Source organism: Brevundimonas sp., from assembly GCF_013912065.1.
Lineage (GTDB): Bacteria > Pseudomonadota > Alphaproteobacteria > Caulobacterales > Caulobacteraceae > Brevundimonas.
Genome location: NZ_JACESA010000038.1, coordinates 1 through 13,865, shown reverse-complemented (window position 1 = coordinate 13,865; position 13,865 = coordinate 1). Strand labels below are relative to the sequence as shown.

The 13,865-nt window shown below is 64.9% G+C and carries 19 protein-coding genes and 1 pseudogene; 12 read left to right on the top strand and 8 right to left on the bottom strand.

What is annotated here, in order from left to right; genetic code table 11:
* Nucleotides 1-345, top strand: a pseudogene (locus tag H2037_RS17015) (hypothetical protein); the annotation flags it as partial.
* Here the strand turns inward: H2037_RS17015 and H2037_RS17010 are convergent.
* From H2037_RS17010 to H2037_RS17000, 3 genes are read right to left on the bottom strand one after another with little or no spacing between them, the layout of a single operon-like run.
* Complete coding sequence (locus tag H2037_RS17010; RefSeq protein WP_197273301.1) at nucleotides 346-846, bottom strand: toll/interleukin-1 receptor domain-containing protein; 501 nt, start codon at nucleotides 844-846, stop codon at nucleotides 346-348.
* Between the two features lie 55 nt (nucleotides 847-901).
* Nucleotides 902-2,359, bottom strand: coding sequence for an SIR2 family protein (locus H2037_RS17005; RefSeq protein ID WP_054765681.1), 1,458 nt, complete (start codon nucleotides 2,357-2,359; stop codon nucleotides 902-904).
* Between the two features lies 1 nt (nucleotide 2,360).
* Nucleotides 2,361-2,807, bottom strand: a complete 447-nt coding sequence (locus tag H2037_RS17000) for a TIR domain-containing protein (RefSeq protein ID WP_054765682.1) — start codon at nucleotides 2,805-2,807, stop codon at nucleotides 2,361-2,363.
* Nucleotides 2,808-3,160: 353 nt separating this feature from the next.
* On the opposite strand from H2037_RS17000, the gene H2037_RS16995 reads away from it, so the two are divergent.
* The gene (locus H2037_RS16995) at nucleotides 3,161-3,574 is read left to right on the top strand and encodes a four-helix bundle copper-binding protein (protein ID WP_054765683.1); all 414 of its coding nucleotides are present in this window, start codon (nucleotides 3,161-3,163) and stop codon (nucleotides 3,572-3,574) included.
* 12 nt (nucleotides 3,575-3,586) lie between these two features.
* On the opposite strand, the gene dmeF is transcribed toward H2037_RS16995, so the two are convergent.
* Together dmeF and H2037_RS16985 are read right to left on the bottom strand one after the other, a co-directional pair.
* Complete coding sequence (gene dmeF / locus H2037_RS16990) at nucleotides 3,587-4,543, bottom strand: CDF family Co(II)/Ni(II) efflux transporter DmeF (protein WP_054765684.1); 957 nt, start codon at nucleotides 4,541-4,543, stop codon at nucleotides 3,587-3,589.
* 10 nt (nucleotides 4,544-4,553) lie between these two features.
* On the bottom strand, nucleotides 4,554-4,829 hold the full coding sequence (locus tag H2037_RS16985) for a metal/formaldehyde-sensitive transcriptional repressor (RefSeq protein ID WP_054765685.1): 276 nt from the start codon (nucleotides 4,827-4,829) through the stop codon (nucleotides 4,554-4,556).
* Between the two features lie 223 nt (nucleotides 4,830-5,052).
* On the opposite strand from H2037_RS16985, the gene H2037_RS16980 reads away from it, so the two are divergent.
* Nucleotides 5,053-5,616 carry a manganese efflux pump MntP family protein gene (locus H2037_RS16980; RefSeq protein WP_054766931.1) on the top strand — a complete coding sequence of 188 codons (564 nt, stop codon included), beginning with the start codon at nucleotides 5,053-5,055 and terminating at the stop codon, nucleotides 5,614-5,616.
* 43 nt (nucleotides 5,617-5,659) lie between these two features.
* Here H2037_RS16980 and H2037_RS16975 read toward each other — a convergent pair whose 3' ends face one another.
* A complete protein-coding gene (locus H2037_RS16975) occupies nucleotides 5,660-6,067 on the bottom strand; it encodes a helix-turn-helix domain-containing protein (protein ID WP_054765686.1) in 408 nt (135 codons plus the stop codon).
* 62 nt (nucleotides 6,068-6,129) lie between these two features.
* On the opposite strand from H2037_RS16975, the gene H2037_RS16970 reads away from it, so the two are divergent.
* Genes H2037_RS16970 through H2037_RS16950 form a run of 5 tightly spaced genes read left to right on the top strand, consistent with a single transcriptional unit; the run spans nucleotide 6,130 to nucleotide 9,197 of the window.
* Entirely contained in the window at nucleotides 6,130-6,516 is a 387-nt protein-coding gene (locus tag H2037_RS16970; protein ID WP_066624881.1) for an MFS transporter permease, read from the top strand.
* The gene (locus H2037_RS16965) at nucleotides 6,513-6,731 is read left to right on the top strand and encodes a GDCCVxC domain-containing (seleno)protein (protein ID WP_054765688.1); all 219 of its coding nucleotides are present in this window, start codon (nucleotides 6,513-6,515) and stop codon (nucleotides 6,729-6,731) included. Before H2037_RS16970 ends, H2037_RS16965 begins: the two co-directional genes overlap by 4 nt.
* 34 nt (nucleotides 6,732-6,765) lie before the next feature.
* Nucleotides 6,766-7,125: a bleomycin resistance protein gene (locus H2037_RS16960; protein ID WP_054765689.1), complete on the top strand. Its 360-nt coding sequence runs from the start codon at nucleotides 6,766-6,768 to the stop codon at nucleotides 7,123-7,125.
* 46 nt (nucleotides 7,126-7,171) lie between these two features.
* Nucleotides 7,172-8,092, top strand: coding sequence for a HEPN domain-containing protein (locus H2037_RS16955; RefSeq protein ID WP_066625035.1), 921 nt, complete (start codon nucleotides 7,172-7,174; stop codon nucleotides 8,090-8,092).
* Complete coding sequence (locus H2037_RS16950) at nucleotides 8,076-9,197, top strand: hypothetical protein (protein WP_054765691.1); 1,122 nt, start codon at nucleotides 8,076-8,078, stop codon at nucleotides 9,195-9,197. Before H2037_RS16955 ends, H2037_RS16950 begins: the two co-directional genes overlap by 17 nt.
* 29 nt (nucleotides 9,198-9,226) lie before the next feature.
* Here H2037_RS16950 and H2037_RS16945 read toward each other — a convergent pair whose 3' ends face one another.
* Nucleotides 9,227-9,463 carry a DUF2188 domain-containing protein gene (locus tag H2037_RS16945; RefSeq protein ID WP_054765692.1) on the bottom strand — a complete coding sequence of 79 codons (237 nt, stop codon included), beginning with the start codon at nucleotides 9,461-9,463 and terminating at the stop codon, nucleotides 9,227-9,229.
* Between the two features lie 69 nt (nucleotides 9,464-9,532).
* Complete coding sequence (locus tag H2037_RS16940; RefSeq protein ID WP_184272810.1) at nucleotides 9,533-10,879, bottom strand: NAD(P)/FAD-dependent oxidoreductase; 1,347 nt, start codon at nucleotides 10,877-10,879, stop codon at nucleotides 9,533-9,535.
* Nucleotides 10,880-11,803: 924 nt separating this feature from the next.
* Here H2037_RS16940 and H2037_RS16935 point away from each other — a divergent pair.
* The 4 genes from H2037_RS16935 (at nucleotide 11,804) to H2037_RS16920 (ending at nucleotide 13,688) form a co-directional block, all read left to right on the top strand.
* Nucleotides 11,804-12,100: a DUF736 domain-containing protein gene (locus tag H2037_RS16935; RefSeq protein WP_054765695.1), complete on the top strand. Its 297-nt coding sequence runs from the start codon at nucleotides 11,804-11,806 to the stop codon at nucleotides 12,098-12,100.
* A 68-nt stretch (nucleotides 12,101-12,168) separates the two neighbouring features.
* Nucleotides 12,169-13,059, top strand: coding sequence for a zincin-like metallopeptidase domain-containing protein (locus H2037_RS16930; protein WP_066624883.1), 891 nt, complete (start codon nucleotides 12,169-12,171; stop codon nucleotides 13,057-13,059).
* A gap of 100 nt (nucleotides 13,060-13,159) precedes the next feature.
* Nucleotides 13,160-13,492 carry a hypothetical protein gene (locus tag H2037_RS16925; RefSeq protein WP_292124287.1) on the top strand — a complete coding sequence of 111 codons (333 nt, stop codon included), beginning with the start codon at nucleotides 13,160-13,162 and terminating at the stop codon, nucleotides 13,490-13,492.
* A 49-nt stretch (nucleotides 13,493-13,541) separates the two neighbouring features.
* Complete coding sequence (locus H2037_RS16920) at nucleotides 13,542-13,688, top strand: hypothetical protein (protein WP_169802110.1); 147 nt, start codon at nucleotides 13,542-13,544, stop codon at nucleotides 13,686-13,688.
* The last annotated feature ends 177 nt before the right edge of the window (nucleotides 13,689-13,865 follow it).

Here is a 13,865-nt window from a genome sequence, read left to right as displayed (position 1 = left end):
GTCACCGGCGCTACGGCAGAGAGGTTGCGGCATCGTATGAGGAAGTGCGACGCCTGCTTCTATCTCTTTTCCCGACATTCGAGGCGGTCGAGGTGGATGCCGTGGGAGCTCGGTTTTTTCGACGGCCATAACGGCAACGTCGCGATCCTTCCGCTGATCCCTCCAACGGGCGAACTCGACTTCACAGGCGAAGAGTATCTAGAGATTTATCCCAAGATAGACTTCGCAAACCTAAGCGGCAGCCCCAGCATATTCGTGAACCAAGTACGACGCACGGAGATGGGGTCGTACAAGTCCTATGATGAATGGCGGCGTGGCGCTGATAAGCTTAGACCCACGACCTAGCTACCCACCCGTCAGCCATTTCCGGAGAGGCGTTGCGGTGTTCGCTTTGTGATTTAGTACCATCCAGATGTCTTGGTCGCTGCCCTTCATCTGGCCCCAAACGATCCGGCGATAGAGGCCCAGATATTCCCATGAGGCCCAGGTCGAGTCGTGCAGATCGTCCGAGGACGGAAACAGAGCGATTTGTCCGAGGCCCTTGTAGCCGTCAGCCACTCCCAGCTCCCAAGGCACCCAGCGCGACTCCTTACTGTTCTTGCTCGTCAGAAGAACGAACCTGCTGCTCTGCTTGATGCGAGACTTCAGCAAATTGGCGGTTTCGTCCGTGGTGTAGGGAGGCATCTCCGGGTCGATTTCATCGATGTAGACCACGGCGCCGTGGTTCTGCAGGACGATCGTGGCACCCACGACAAGATCCTGGTCCTTGCTGGAGTGGGACAGGAAAGTTGAGCCGGCAGGGCTTCGCGCCGAAGCCGTGCGAAGCACGGAGGCCTGTTCGGTCAAAGTGATGTTCGCGGCGAAACCCCGAAGTTCCGCCCTTGTTACGAACCGGGTCACCTCAGTTGTCGTCCTGTGGCTTCGCCAGCCGTTGGAGTATCTCTCGAACGAGCTTCAGGAGCTTGTCGGGTGTTGTGGCCTGGTTTGACAGGACGGCTAGCTCTTCGTCGGTTGGCCTGGCCGCGCTTGCGCCCTGCGATGGGATAGCGGACCCAGTCAGATCTTGCGCGATTTGCTCGGCCGCGCCTCCGGTCGCACCGATGGGCAGTATGAAGGCCCCGGCCTCGCGCGCGACCTCGAACTCCTTCAACACGCCGTCCGCAACGATCTGAGAGCCGCCCTCGAGCTTTGCGCCGCCTAGGAAAATCACAATCCCGGCCTGTCGCGCCATCTCGGCGCGAAGCGCGGTCCATCGTTTCTGGTCCGGCTCCCTATCCGTCAGCGGTTGAGGGAAGGGTCGGACGATCAGCCGGCGGTCCAGATCCCACCCGCCGTCCTGACGGAGACGGTCGATAAAGCCCCCAATCACAGCTGGGCCGACCAGTAAGCCCGATCCGCTCACCAGATCCCGCCCGGTGTCCGCGATCAACCCGCCGACCGCCTCGGAAAGGCGATACAGATCGCCGGCGCGACCGTCGTCGCCGTCGAGCGGCCAGCTTCCACTGACCCATACCCGCATCGCGGCGACGCGGCGCTCTACCTGGCGCATCAGTTCGGGAATTTCGTCGTAATGCTCTACCTCGATTGTCCTCAGTCCGTAGCGGCGAAGGTCCTTGGCCCAGTGCTTATGCTGCGCCGTGCGGGCCCTGAACTCGTCCTCGGAAGAACAGTCCGCCAGGCTGGGCGGCTTCACGATTGCGAAGTGCTCCGGCGGCGCTTCAGTGAAGCTCTCACGAATGAGGGATAGCACGTGCCGGACATTGGGATCGGTCAGGCTGAGCCCGATGAAAAGAACGGACATGCTGCTGAGATGCGCCTGCAGCAGGGGGAGGAAGGCCCCACGCTTGGACCGATAGAGTTCGTAGTCGTCGGTCGAGATGACGATGTCGTCCATTCGGTCGACGGACCCATGCATCTTGTAGAGCCGTGCCGCGCCGGGCCGGGCGCGGAGCGAAAGGTCGGCCGCCCCGGAGACAACATCGACAGGCCGATTGATCACGGCGAAGGCGCGCTCGACCAGACGGTCGTAGTTCGTCGTCCAGATCTGCCGAACGGGGAGGCGCGCCAGCACCTCCAAGGTCGGCGGAACCGGTCGATCTTTGCCGATCTCTTGCCGGATCACGTTGCGGACGCCGGTCGCGGCACCGCTCTCGCTGATGTGCCACTGGGCCAGTGCGGCGAGGTCCTGGATGTCGCTGGAGCGGACACCGAGTTCCTCGCCGATGTCCTTAAGAAGCTCCGCCCAAGTCGGATATCCCGCGGCCTTCGAAACACCGGCGCCGACGAACACTGCGCCAACGCCTTCGTGGAGGGCAGCTGGAAAATCCTTGAGAAAGCGATTTCGGCTTGACGTAGGCATCCTACCGTCCGGCCCGCTTGGCCGCCTCTTCAATCCGAGCCGCCAACCGGGCGTGATCGGCATACTTGTAGACGGGCGCCCCGGCCCTCGTAAGAAGAGCCGGGGTAGCGCCGGCAAGATCCGTATTTCCGAGCCTATCCTTGAGCTCGTGAATCTGGATGCCCACTATCCCGTTGCCCCGCGCGATCGATTGGCTGATTTCGTAGTCGATGTACTTGCGGCCCGCTGAGGCCGCGCCGATGCAAACAACCGTAACCGACGTGTTGAGCAGCGCGTCGTCGATCATCTTCTTGATCGCCGTATCGCCCTTCTTTTTGGCTTCTTCCCAGAGCGAGGCGTCATGGAACCCGACCGCCGCGGTGCCCACGATCTCGCCGATGTTGCGAATCTGATTCACACGCCAGATGTCGCGTTGATAGTGAAAACTGAAGAACACCCGACGTGCCATGTTTCCCTCCACGGGTCTGAATCGCCCCTTGCTAACGCTTGGGTTGCGCTCGGCGGTCCTCCGAGTCAACGGCTACGGTTGTCGGATATTCCCGCCACTACGGGTTCGCGATCGGACAGCCAGCCATACGATGTATGTTGGTCCGCCGCCGCGTGCGGACAACTTCGATTTTGTCGAAACATCTAGTTCTCGGCGGCGGACTGATGTCCGCTCTTTGGCGCTTCACCGCAGTCTTATCTGTCCGTAGCCCCAGGGAGGAGGCGATGGTCATCCGCGGGATATCCGGAGGCGTCGCCATTCGGAACCCCGTCGCGGCGCTTGGGTTGGACTCCGATCAACCAAGGAGCCCTCCGATGCAAATCCAACCAATGATCAGCACCCATCCCGACGTGCGCGGAAGCGTCAACGACAGTCTCGTTCGCGCGATCGAAGCGGCTTACGGCTGCGCCGCGGTGTGCCACATCTGCGCCGATGCCTGCCTGGCCGAGGATATGGTGAAGGATCTCACCCAGTGCATCCGCCTCAATCTTGATTGCGCCGACGTCTGCCTGGCCACGGCCGGCCTCGCCGCGCGTCGCGCCGGCAGCCACGAGACACTGATCCAGCGCATGCTCGAGACTTGCGCCGAGGCCTGCGCGGATTGCGCTGTCGAATGTGAGAAACACGCCGAGATGCACGAGCATTGCCGCATCTGCGCCGAGGAATGCCGCCGCTGCGAAAACGCTTGCCGCGAGGCTGCCTCCTCGATCACACCGTCACGCCATTGAGGCCGATCGCCGTCAACGGCACTCGACCGTCAGATGCCCGAGCTCGTGGACCGGCCTCAGCCGGTCGCGAACGGTCGCGACATCCACAGCCCCGGTCACGCTGACGATAGCCGAGTGCGCGTCCGGCCCGATGCGCCAGACGTGCAGATCGGTGATCCGGGCGTCGCCCGGCCCCTCGACGAATTCGCGGACCTCGGCCTCGATGGCGGTGTCCGTTGTGTCGAGCAGCACCGCGGCGGTGTCGCGCATCAGGGACCACGACCACCGGGCGATGACGATCGCGCCGACGATGCCCATCAGCGGGTCTAGCCAGACCCATCCCATATAGCGGCCCGCAAGCAGGGCGATGATCGCCAGCACCGAGGTCAGGGCGTCGGCCAGCACATGGATGTAGGCGGCGCGCAGGTTGTTGTCGCGATGGCCGCCATGACCGTGCTGGTGATCATGGTCGTCGTGATGATCGTGGTCGTGGTGATGGCCATGCCCGTGGCCATGACGACCGTGGTGGTGCCCCCCGCCGGACAGAAGGACGGCGCTGACCAGATTGACCACGAGACCCAGGATGGCGACCAGCGTCGCCTGGCCGAAGGCGACCGAGCGCGGATCGATCAGGCGGCCGATGGACTCTCCCGCGATCCCGAGCGCCACGATGCCCAGAACCAGCGCCGAGGCGAACCCCGCCAGGTCCCCGACCTTGCCGGTCCCGAAGCTGAAGCGCCGGTTGGCGGCATGCCGCTTGGCGTAGGCGTAGGCGCCGGCCGCAACGGCCAGGGCGCCGGCGTGGGTCGCCATGTGAAAGCCGTCGGCCAGCAGGGCCATCGAGCCGTAGACCAGGCCGGCGATGATCTCCCCGACCATCATGACGGCCGTCAGGCCGACCACCCACAGCGTTCGCCGTGCGCTGTCGTCGTGCGAACGGCTGAGGAAATAGTGGTCGTGGGTCAGATAGTCGGTCTCGGACGCGGACATGGCGCGGGCCTTACTTTGAATAGCGGCGAATGATGGCGATCAACTCGTCGGCGCCGCCCTGCCGGGCGTCCTCGCTCAGATCGGGATGAGCGACGTGGTGGCGCAGATGGTCTTCAATCAACTCTTCCAGAAGCCCGCCCATGGCGCCCCGCGCGGCCGCGACCTGCTGCAGGATTTGCGAACACCCGGCTTCAGACTCGATGGCGCGCTCTATTGCGCTGAGCTGACCCGAGATCCTCCGGACCCGCGCGACGAGCTTCTTCTTGTTCGTGGAGGTATGCGCCATGGATACTCCCCTATAGTATCTTGCACCGGCGCGCGACACCTCCTATGAGGCCGCTTCCTGTTGGGGAGTAGCTTCCGGCGTCTGATCGCCGGGGTCGGATCAACACACTCGCGTTTCGGCGCGCGGTCCGACCAGCGGAACCGCCGCCTAGCGAGACCAGCGCGTCCCACCGCCGCACCGGCCGGGGAGGGAAGCGCTGTTCGTTGCCGGGTGGATGCTCGTCATGACTCCTGTCGCCATCGCCGTTCTGTCTCTCAGCATGTCTACCGACGCCTTCGCCGCCGCCGTTGGGCGTGGTGCTTTGCATCGACCGAACCTGGCCGGCGCCGTGAAGGCAGGCCTGGTATTCGGGTGTATCGAGGCCATCACCCCGGTGATTGGCTGGGGGCTCGGCATGGTCGCTGCAGGCCTCGTCGAACGCGTGGATCATTGGATCGCCTTCGGCCTCCTCGCCGCTGTTGGCGGCAAGATGATCTGGGAAGCGACCCGTCCCCTGGCTGAGGATGCCCCACGCCGGTCCGGACCTTGGGCGCTGATCGCCATGGCGGTCGGGACCAGCATCGACGCGGCGGCTGTTGGCGTCGGCCTGGCCTTCATCGGAGCCAATATCTGGGTTATCGCGGCCTCAATCGGCGTCACGACCTTCCTGCTGACCACGATCGGCATGCTGATTGGCCGGGCCGTCGGCCAGCGTTTTGGCAAGATCGCCGAGCTTCTGGGAGGGCTCGCGCTTGTCGCGCTCGGTCTGATGATCCTGCTTGAGCACCTCGGCGTCATCGGCGCGTGATTGCCAGGACCCTACCGGCTCGACAGGGTGCGCAGGTCATCACCTATGCGATCGATCCGAGTTCTGCGATCACCGGACACCGAACCCGCCCGCCTTCGCTGCAGTCCGCGACGGCCTGCTTAAGCACCGTCCGGAGCCGCTCCAGATCCGCGATTTTGGCGTCCACGCTGGCGATGTGGTCCTGGGCCATGTCGCGGACTTCGCAGCAGGCCTGGACGCCCGGCTCACTCAACGCGATCAGCCGCCGAATGGCGTCGATGCCGAATCCCAGTTCGCGGGACCGGCGGATGAAGCGCAGGCGTTGGGCGTGTTCCGGCTCATAGCTCCTGTGTCCGCCCTCGGTGCGGGCCGGGGCGGGCATCAGGCCGATCCGCTCGTAGTAGCGCACCGTTTCCAAGTTCACCCCGGCGCTCTCTGCGAGGCGCCCGATCGTCAAACTTCGTGCGGACATGGCTCTTGATCCCGTAGCGGCTACGGGTTGTAGCCTGTAGCAGAAATCGAACGGGAGGCCCCATGGCCATCGATCAAGACCGGCCCAACATTCCTGAGGTCGCCGTCAGCGCCTCGGCCGCCATCGGCGGTGTGGCCTCGGTGTTCGCCTGGGCCGCGTGCTGTGTACTGCCTCTGGCTCTCTCGGTGGCGGGCGTGTCCTTCGCCGGCGCCGCGGTCATCGCGGGCGCGCGAACCTGGCTGACGCTTCTGGCCGCCGTCATCTTGGCCGCCGGCTGGCTGCTGCATTGGCGTCGCCTGCGGATGTGTCGGAAGGACGCATCCTGCCGCCGGCCCTCGCGTCTGGCGTTCTGGCTGCTGGTGATCGCCAGCCTGCTGATCGTCCTGTCCCTGGCCTGGCAGCCCTACATCGAACCATGGGCCATGCCGCGACTGGCGGCCATGCGATGAGCCCCGCCATCGTTCTGGAATCGACGCTGACCTGCCCGCACTGCGGTCACGTCGCGACCGAGACCATGCCCACCGACGCCTGCATCTGGTTTTACGATTGCCTCGGTTGCGGCGTGAAGCTGAAGCCTCAACCCGGCGATTGCTGCGTGTTCTGCTCCTATGCCGACGTGCCGTGTCCGCCGATCCAGGTGGATGGAAAGGGCTGTTGCGGCTAGGCTTAGGCGGCACTGCTGCATTCCGGAGTTCGCCGTGACCGATCACGCCACGCCCAACCTGCCGTCGCGGGATTTCGAAGCTACGTCCCAGTTCTACACTCGACTGGGCTTCCAGCAGGGCTGGCGCGACGAAGGGTGGATGATCCTGAAACGGGGCGGGCTGACGCTTGAGTTCTTCCCGCACCCGGAACTTGATCCGCTGACCAGCAACTTCAGCTGTTGCCTGCGGCTTGACGATCTCGACGCGTTCTACGCCGTGTGCCTTGGCACCGGACTGCCGGAGACGTGCTGGGGCCAACCCCGATTGCACGCGCCCAAGATCGAGGAGTCGGGCATGCGGATCGGCGCGCTCATCGACCCGGACGGAACCCTGATCCGCCTGATCCAGAACTGAGGCTTCGCGCCTTGCCCCGATGCACGCGTTGCGCGAGACTCGCGTCATGAAGACTTCGATCGATCATCTGCCGCCGCGCAAGCAGGTGGAACTGCGCCGGGTGGTCGAGGTGATCCGCGAGTCGTTCGCCGAAACCGTCTCGACCCGTCGGGCCGAGCGGCTGAAGAACGGCAAGATCCTCAAGATCATCCTCTACGGATCGTATGCGCGCGGCGATTGGGTCCATGATCCGGTCGGACGCTACTTCTCGGATTTCGATCTGTTGATCGTTGTCGATCATGAGGATCTGACCGACGGCGAGTTCTGGCATGACGCCGAGAACAAGCTGATGCCGGGCGAGACCCTGATCCGCACGCCGGTGAGCCTTATCGTGCACAGTCTGGAAGACGTGAACGAGCAGTTGGACCGCGGGCGATACTTCTGGGCCGACATCGTGCGTGAGGGCATCGTTCTCTTCGACACGCCCGGCGCCAAGCTGCGCAAGCCGGCTGACCTGAAAGCTCAGGTTGCCCTTAAGGAAGCGGAGGAGTTCTTCGGAGATTGGACGCAGAGTTCGGCCAGCTTTGCTCGTGGCGCGAAATTCTATATGGGCGAGGGCGCTGATCCTAAGCTCGCCGCGTTCAACCTTCATCAATCGGCTGAACACCTCTACCACTGCGTTTTGCTGGTTGTGACGCTCTACAGCGGCAAGGCGCACAACCTCGCCTTCCTGCGCAAGAAGTGCGAGGCGATCGACGCCCGCCTGGCCGAGGCCTGGCCGCGCGAGACCAAGTTCGAGCGCCGCTGCTTCGAGCTGCTGCGCGAGGCCTATGTGAAGGCTCGTTACTCCAAGCACTACAAGATCAGCGTCGAGGAACTGACCTGGTTGACCCAGCGGGTTGAGGTGCTGCGCGCGCTGGCGACGACTGTGTGCGAGGAACGGCTGGCCCATCTGCGCGAAGCGGCGAGCGATGACCCTTCCGCGTGATTTGATCCCGCCCAGCATGCGCGCGACGCTGGACGCCGCAAGACGGATGGCCGATCCCTTTGAGGACGTCCGCCGACAGCACGATATGCTGCGGGCCAGCGGCGTGCTCGGCATCGCCGAGCGCATGAAGCTGGAGACCCCGCTGGCCTTGGCCGCGATGGGTCGTAACCCGTTCATGGACCGGATGCAGGGCGTCGGCGCCCTGATGAGGGCTCAGACCGACGCGGACCGCGTCTATCGCGCCGCGTTTCCGAATGGCCTGATCGAGCAGGCCGAGCGGATCGCGCAACTGTCCGCCGGCTTCGCCTTGCCGGATGGTCTCGAGCGCTTCAGGACGCCGACGGACAGTTTCGTCGATCGCATCCTCCGACTGTCGGACAGTGGTCTTGGCGCGAGCGCCCTGGCGATCGGGCGACCCGCCCAGATCGAGGCCTTCGCGCGGGCCTCGGCGATGGCCGACATGTTCGCCGAGAGCGACCGGCTGACGCGGGGAGTGCGAGAGGCGGTCGGCGCCTTCTCCATCACGGAGATGCCGCAGTTCGCCAATCTGGCCGGTTATCGCAGTTTCCTCGACGCGGCGGGACTGCGGCTTGCGCACTGGCCGAGACGGCGTCTCCTGACGATGGCGGAGAAGCGCCGTCGCCTGAAGGCCCGCCTTCAGGCCAACTCGGCCCCGCCGCATGTGAAGCGCGCCAAGACTCTGGTTCACCGCTACGAACTGACCTTGAGGGAAATTCTAGATGCCGTGATGGCCGAGACCTACGGTGAGGACTGGGCGGACGAGCGCCTGCCGCTGTGCGACTGCAAGGATTTGCTGGGGAAGTGGAAGAAGCGGGGAGGCGAGGTTTTCGACCATGCCGACTACACCCACTACGCGCGGATCATGAGCCATCCGGAGCATTTCCAGGCGATCTTCGAGGCTGGTTTCGACGACCCAGAGGCGGTGTTCGATCTTCTGAAGCAGGCCGGGAAGCTGCGCGCGGCGTCGCACCATGCGCACCTGTTCACGCCCGAAGATCTGAAGGCGCTCCGCCTGACCTGGAACCAGATCGAAACAGGCTTGATCGCGCTCACTCCGGATTTCGAACTCGAGTGGACGGGTTAAAAGGCGACGAGGTCGGAATCGCCGTCCTCTTAGTGGAGCACTTCCCCGCCGACCGGATCGACCTGACGCAACTGGCCGGCCGCGTCCTGGACAAAGACTTCCACTTGCTCGCCCTTGTCGATCAGCGTCGTCGCCTTCACGAGCGCGGACTCTATGGCGTCGACGCTGAAGTCGAAATGCCCTGAGGGTCGGCCATCGCGAAGCACCCGCCAGTCGCCGTCGCCCCGGATCACCGTGAACTGGATGGTGTCGGACTGCCTCTCCAAGGGATCCCTCCTTCGCTCCAATCCGCGATGCGGATGGCGCCATGAACCTACCGCGACACCGCTTGAGCGTCATAGCATGTAGCCCACATCCGATGCGCCCGTCGGATAGGCGAACATCGTGGTCTTGAGGTCATCCGCAGTCAGTCCATGGCGGATCGCCAAAGCGAAAATATTGATGACCTCGTCCACGTTCGGGCCCACGAGGTGGGCGCCCAACACCCGTTCCGTCCCTTCCTCGACCAAGACCTTGAAGCCGAAGGTGGGTTCGGCCGCTGCGCGTGCTGTGAACCAGTCGGAGGCCTTCTGATTTTTGACTCGGTAGAGCAGACCCTGATCCTTAGCCTCCCTCTCCGTCAGCCCGACCGCCGCGATAGGCGGGATTGTGAAGGCCACGCTCGGGACGCCGCGATAGTTCGGCCTTTCGGAGTTACCGTTCAAAATGTTGGCCGCCACGACCTTGGCGTCGTGGCTGGACACGGGGGTCAGCGGCGGACCGACCTGGGCTGCGTCGCCCGCGGCATAGACGGCTGGATTGGAAACGCTCTGCAGAAATTCGTTGAGCTTCAGGCGGCCTCCTTCATGCTCGACCCCGGCGGCGTCAAGGCCGAGATCGTCGATCGCAGGTCCTCGTCCGGCGGCGTGAATGACCAGATCAGCATGGACATCGACGGCTTTCCCCTTCGTCTGGGCGTGAACCCGAAAGCCTGCGCGCGTCTGCTCGACCGCCTGGACTGTCGTTTCGAGGCGCACGTCAACGCCGAGTTGGCGAAAGCTTTCCATGAGCCAACCGACCACGTCCGGGTCGAACTGGGGAAGCAATCGCTCGCCACGCTGGAGGATTACGACTTCGGCGCCAGCCCGCGCGGCGATGTGGGAGAACTCGGCCGCGATATAGCCTCCGCCGACCAGCACAATGCGCTTTGGCATGTCACCCAGCTCGAGGAAGCCCTCGTTGGTGACCAGATGCTCTTCCCCCGGGATGCCGAGTTTCCTGGGTTCGGCTCCGGCGGCGATGAGCAGGTTCGAAAACTCCAGCGTTTCCTCGCCCACCTCAAGGCTGTTGCGGCCGGTGAGGCGCGCCCGTCCATGAAAAGTGTCGATGCCTCTTTCAGAGTACCGCTCTTGGTGCTTTTGGGGAACGGGATCGGTGAAACCCCGCTTGAAGGCCATGAGGTCGGCCCAAGCAATTCGGGCGTCGCCGGCGACACCCCTGCCTCGCATCCGCCATGTATGATCGACGGCGTTGGCCCCGCTGATCAGCATTTTTTTTGGATCGCAGCCCCGGAGCGCGCACGTGCCTCCAAAGGGACGAAAATCGACAACCGCGACGCTGCGACCAGCAGCGCGAACCCGCATGGCTCCGACCATGGCGGCGGTCCCGGTCCCGATCACCACAAGATCATAATGTTTGGTCATCGATGTATGCTCCGCGCTCGCTCTGTAGCGGCTACCTTGGGACGGACGAGGCGGTACAGTGCCTCGGTCACCACCGCGTTGACGGCGCCAAAGAGAAGGTGCCCGGCGACCCCTCTAGCCTGGGTGAGCAGGGGGTTGTCTCGATTGGGAGCACTGTAGCCGAACACAGGCGTCAGACCTTCGTCGATCATCAAGAGCATGGTCGCTCCAGCACTTCCTCTTCCCGTACTTTCGGCGGCTTGATCTGGTAGAGCGCCGTCTGCGCCCTCTCGGTTACCCTCGTGGCCACGAGACCGGCGATGACGCCGAGGGCTGTCTCCGCAGCCAGCGATTTTGATGGAGTTGCGCATTGTTCTGACTCCCGATGAGCACGCTCCGGCCGCCTCATCCGGCTGGCTTACGACACCGCGACTGTCCCTCGAACGGAACGCTCGGAAGGGGAACGAAGCTGGAGTTGCTTCAGGTTCCCTTCATAGCAGGAGACACCTCAGATTCATGCCAGGCGTGGCCGCGCCCGTCGCCATGCCGCGCGTCAGCTGCGACGACGCGGAAGCGGTGAATCCTGGGCACGTCTTTGGTGGCGGAGCGGATGCACCGGCATTGGCGGCACGATCCCTACGAGCGCCGCGATTGGCCGCATGGTTCAAGCGGCGGTGACCAGCCGTCTCTCCTGCGACGCGCCAAGCCTTGCGCGGCCTCTCAATGGCCTGATCTGACCGAAGCCCGTCCGGCTTCCGCAACCGTTCGCGCGACTTTCTTCCCCGGCCTGACGGCCTTCCTCGCGAGGCAAGAAAGTCGCGCTCCCGGTCCTCCGCTGCGCTGCGGGGCTCCCTGTGCTCGCCTGCGGGCCGCCCGGCCTCCGGTCCGCCGATCGCCATCGAGGCCGCGGCAGGCGTGGCCCGAGATCAGCAAGGAGAGACTTCCATGGCCACCATCGGTTCCTTCACCCAGCAAGCGGACGGCAGCTACAGCGGTTCGATCAAGACCCTGACCCTCAACGTCAAGGCGGCCCAACTCCGGGCCAATGACAAGACCGACGACAAGGCTCCTGATTTCCGCATCTTCTCCGGCCAGACCGAGTTCGGCGCGGCCTGGAAGAAAACGAGCCAGCAGAACCGCGACTACCTGTCGGTCAAGCTCGACGATCCCAGCTTCCCGGCCCCGATCTACGCCTCGCTGGTCGAGATCGATGGCGGACACAGCCTGATCTGGTCCCGCTGAGCGAGCCGCGGCGGCGCTGACGACAGCGCCGCCGCCCCTTCTTCAAATCCCGTCTTGAGGAGGCCGCCATGTCGCGCCCCAACGAACCCTCACGTCCCGACCTCTACACCCGCATCACCCACCAGATCGTCGCCCAGCTCGAAGCCGGCGTCCGGCCCTGGAGCCAGCCCTGGGCCGCATCCGAAAGCGTCAGCCGACCCCTCCGGCACGACGGCACGCCTTACCGCGGCGTCAACGTCGTCCTGCTGTGGGGCGAGGCCGCCGCCCGAGGCTTTCAGTCCTCCACCTGGATGACCTTCCGGCAGGCGCTGGCCCTGGGCGCTCATGTCCGCAAGGGCGAAAAGGGTTCCACCGTCGTCTACGCCGACCAGCTGGTCCGCATCGACGATGACGACGCCGGGGAGGAGACGACCCGACGCATTCCGTTCCTGAAGGCCTACACGGTCTTCAACGTCGAACAGATCGAGGGTCTCCCGGCCTCGTCCGCCCCGGCGCCCGCGCCGGTCCTGAACCTCGGTCAACGGATCGCCCGGGCCGAGACGTTCTTCGCCGCGACGGGCGCCGACGTCCGTCATGGCGGCGGCTGCGCCTTCTATGCGCCGGGACCGGACTTCGTGCAGATGCCGGTGTTCGAAAGCTTCCGCGATCCGGAAGCCTACTACGCGACGCTGGGCCACGAGCTGACGCACTGGACCAGGCACCCCGCTCGGCTCGACCGCGACTTCGGACGCCGCCGGCATGGAGACGCCGGCTACGCCCGGGAAGAACTGGTGGCCGAAATCGGCGCCGCCTTCCTCTGCGCCGACCTGGGGCTGGCTCTCGAGCCGCGCGAGGATCACGCCGCCTATGTCGCCTCATGGCTCGAGGTGCTGCGCGACGACAAGCGATTCATCTTCTCGGCCGCCGCCCACGCCCAGCGCGCCGTGGACTTTCTTCATGCGGCCGGCGAGGGCGGCTGACGCCGGGGACGTAAAAGATGCAGGGGCGCGCGCCGGTCATGGCTGGCGCGCGCGTCACCTGCGCTGTAACCTTGGGGTCTTGCTGGACGTATTGAGCTTGATGATCGGACGTCGAACAACTGCGGCCTGGGCGCCGGCCATTCTGGCCGTGTTCGCCCTGCTGTTCGCGTCGAGCCCGGTCACGGCCTGGGAGACTCCGGCCGCGGCCATGTCGATGCCGATGGCGCCCGCCGACGGCTCCAGTCCGGATGCCCCCTGCGATCCCGTGAAGATGAGCTGCGCTCGGCTGTGCGCCGTGCTCTGCCATGGCCTGGTTCCGACGCCCGCCGCGGCCGTCCCGGTAGCGGCCTCCGCCGATGTGCACGATCGTTTACCGGCCGACGCCCTCGCGGGGGTGGAGCCGGGAGCGGAGGACCCGCCCCCTCGAACCTGATCTCCACCGACGATCCTTTTCTCAGAAAACCGATCCATGGAGATCAACAATGAAACGTGCTTTTTCGCTCGCGGCCCTCGTGCTGCTGACCTCGGCCTCGGCTGCCTTCGCGGCCGCGCCCGACTCGGTGGTCAAGGCCGCCGCCTCCTGCTGCGAGCTTCTCGCGGCCTGCTGTAACGGCGGACCCTGCTGCTGATCCGCTGACGGAGGACGCCCGCGCGAAAGCGCGGGCGTCTGCCTCCGAGGCCGCTTCCCTCCTCATGATCCGTCCGGCTGGGGCGTCCGACAGGACGGCGGGCGAGCGGCCGTGCAGCGGTCGCCGAGGGGAGGACGTGCAGCACCGGAGGCCTACGGGGCGAGGGGGGTGACGGTC

Excerpts from the sequence above, each read along its gene's own strand:
- H2037_RS17005 (WP_054765681.1), bottom strand. The coding sequence starts at position 2,359 with ATGCCTACGTCAAGCCGAAATCGCTTTCTCAAGGATTTTCCAGCTGCC.
- H2037_RS17000 (WP_054765682.1), bottom strand. The coding sequence starts at position 2,807 with ATGGCACGTCGGGTGTTCTTCAGTTTTCACTATCAACGCGACATCTGG.
- H2037_RS16995 (WP_054765683.1), top strand. The coding sequence starts at position 3,161 with ATGCAAATCCAACCAATGATCAGCACCCATCCCGACGTGCGCGGAAGC.
- dmeF (WP_054765684.1), bottom strand. The coding sequence starts at position 4,543 with ATGTCCGCGTCCGAGACCGACTATCTGACCCACGACCACTATTTCCTC.
- H2037_RS16985 (WP_054765685.1), bottom strand. The coding sequence starts at position 4,829 with ATGGCGCATACCTCCACGAACAAGAAGAAGCTCGTCGCGCGGGTCCGG.
- H2037_RS16980 (WP_054766931.1), top strand. The coding sequence starts at position 5,053 with ATGACTCCTGTCGCCATCGCCGTTCTGTCTCTCAGCATGTCTACCGAC.
- H2037_RS16975 (WP_054765686.1), bottom strand. The coding sequence starts at position 6,067 with ATGTCCGCACGAAGTTTGACGATCGGGCGCCTCGCAGAGAGCGCCGGG.
- H2037_RS16970 (WP_066624881.1), top strand. The coding sequence starts at position 6,130 with ATGGCCATCGATCAAGACCGGCCCAACATTCCTGAGGTCGCCGTCAGC.
- H2037_RS16965 (WP_054765688.1), top strand. The coding sequence starts at position 6,513 with ATGAGCCCCGCCATCGTTCTGGAATCGACGCTGACCTGCCCGCACTGC.
- H2037_RS16955 (WP_066625035.1), top strand. The coding sequence starts at position 7,172 with ATGAAGACTTCGATCGATCATCTGCCGCCGCGCAAGCAGGTGGAACTG.
- H2037_RS16950 (WP_054765691.1), top strand. The coding sequence starts at position 8,076 with ATGACCCTTCCGCGTGATTTGATCCCGCCCAGCATGCGCGCGACGCTG.
- H2037_RS16940 (WP_184272810.1), bottom strand. The coding sequence starts at position 10,879 with ATGACCAAACATTATGATCTTGTGGTGATCGGGACCGGGACCGCCGCC.
- H2037_RS16935 (WP_054765695.1), top strand. The coding sequence starts at position 11,804 with ATGGCCACCATCGGTTCCTTCACCCAGCAAGCGGACGGCAGCTACAGC.
- H2037_RS16930 (WP_066624883.1), top strand. The coding sequence starts at position 12,169 with ATGTCGCGCCCCAACGAACCCTCACGTCCCGACCTCTACACCCGCATC.
- H2037_RS16925 (WP_292124287.1), top strand. The coding sequence starts at position 13,160 with ATGATCGGACGTCGAACAACTGCGGCCTGGGCGCCGGCCATTCTGGCC.
- H2037_RS16920 (WP_169802110.1), top strand. The coding sequence starts at position 13,542 with ATGAAACGTGCTTTTTCGCTCGCGGCCCTCGTGCTGCTGACCTCGGCC.